Consider the following 1,871-nt stretch of genomic DNA (forward strand, 5'->3'; position numbering starts at 1 on the left):
GCAGCTAAGTCAAGCTGTGTGAGTTGAGGCGACAACTATGTTGACAAACACCGTATGCGGTTAAATGTGTATCGGAGGAATTGTCAGGTGAAATCCACAAAGATGTGCTGGTGCTGAAAAATGTCTTTCTACCTCTCATGCGTGCCACCGGTAATTTACCAATCAATGATATTGACATTAGCCATTATATAGATGCTCTGGAATCCTTCGAGCAGGAGGGAAATTTATCAATAGAGCTTGACCATACCAAAACACAAGGTCGTGTGTTGGCTGATTTGTCACGAACAAAAAGTTATTCTGTTCCAGTTCCGGAAACTTTAGATCTGGGTAATCATATTCAAGGGATACCGTTAAAGTTCAAGGTGCCCGAGATTGCTGAACATATTTCGAGTCCCGATGCTTTGGTCATGGAACTTGTCAATGGTTGCACCCTTGATCGGGATGCTGCAATCGCAAGGTTATTTGATCAGTGGAAACCAGACTGGAGCGGGGGGGAGAGGTTAGGAATTGATAGTTTTGAAGTAGAAAATATTATGAAGGAACTCCGCACCCTGCTAGTAAAGGTTTATGTGGAAGCAGCAAGGAAGTCGGGTTTTATTAATAGCGACTTTCAAGAAGGCAACTTCATGCTGAAATTGGAGAGTGACCATATTGGTATTTATTTCATCGACCATGGTAACTGCATTTCTGTCGATAACTTTGATCAAGCAGCCCAAAGTTTGCTTTGTGATAGCCTGGTCACCGATTTATTCCTGTTCTTTCATCAACGTTACCATGAGAATGATAAACCTCTGTCCGTCTCGGAGTTTTCTGAATTATGCCAGACGGATAGTGTTATGGATTCAGTCATCTATCCATTAACTGATGATTATCTTCAAGACAACAAAAAATTTATTAATGATTGGCGTAAGATTTTTGCCAGCAAACAGGACTCGGAGTTTACCCTTCGCAGGTATAGTCCGGGGATGAAAATCAGGGGTATTTGCAGCGATATCTACCAATTGTTTCAACTCAGATGGACCTCGTCGCCGGAGACGGGGCAGAGTATTTCCGAAGAGGATTTCTTTCAAGGCCTGATCAATTTGCTCTCAAAAGCGGTGTTAAAAAACAAACAGATTGATGACACCAATAAAAAACAAGTCTGCTCTGATGTTGTACATTCTTTTGATGATTATCTTTACGAAAAGGGGTTTCATTCGCCGGGTAACGCGTTATTGATGAGGGTCTTTATGCAGATACAGGCTTACAACCAACGCACCCGTGACGATTATTAGTTGCATTTTCGCAGAAAAAACTGCGTCTTCGGCATGCCCTATTTATGATGATTTTGGCATTGTACATATACTGCCTAAGGCACTCTGCAGCAGAAGTAATGGAGTCAAGCACAATGAGTTCATCCACCGTTTTGATCACAGGGTCAACCTCCGTTTTGGTTTAGCCAGTGTGCTAAACATGGCCATTCCCTGATAATCAAAGGCTGTCGTTCAGAACGTCTGCAGGCACTGGTGGAAGAACTGGTGGAAGAACTGGTGGAAGAACTGGTGGAAGAGTTGTCGCTTGAAGTATCGATTCATCGTGTCACTTTGGACGTTCGTGATACCCGGGCAGTATGGTGGATTCATTGCCTGACGGATTTCGCAATATTGAGGTCCTGGTCAATAATGCCGGACCAAAGCCAGCAGGAAATAATTTTTCAGGCGCAGAGTAACAAATGTTTATAGCCAAACACTTCGGTTGTGCTCCGTTTGACTACAATTGAGTTTTGTCTGAAAACAACAAACACCAGGAGGCTGTCCGAGAGTAGCGCCCGTAGCGAGAAATTGAGGATAAAAATTTCTGATTCTGAGGAGAATAGCGGGGCTATTTGACGA

The 1,871-nt window shown here is 43.2% G+C and carries 2 protein-coding genes; both read left to right on the forward strand.

All coding sequences use genetic code 11. The features are described from left to right. Positions 1-80: 80 nt before the first annotated feature. Complete coding sequence (locus KDK14_RS07490) at positions 81-1,274, forward strand: AarF/UbiB family protein (protein WP_257264443.1); 1,194 nt, start codon at positions 81-83, stop codon at positions 1,272-1,274. Positions 1,275-1,505: 231 nt separating this feature from the next. Continuing rightward, complete coding sequence (locus tag KDK14_RS07495; protein ID WP_257264444.1) at positions 1,506-1,721, forward strand: hypothetical protein; 216 nt, start codon at positions 1,506-1,508, stop codon at positions 1,719-1,721. Positions 1,722-1,871 lie beyond the last annotated feature (150 nt).

The organism is Endozoicomonas sp. ONNA2 (assembly GCF_024606365.1).
Classification (GTDB): domain Bacteria; phylum Pseudomonadota; class Gammaproteobacteria; order Pseudomonadales; family Endozoicomonadaceae; genus Endozoicomonas.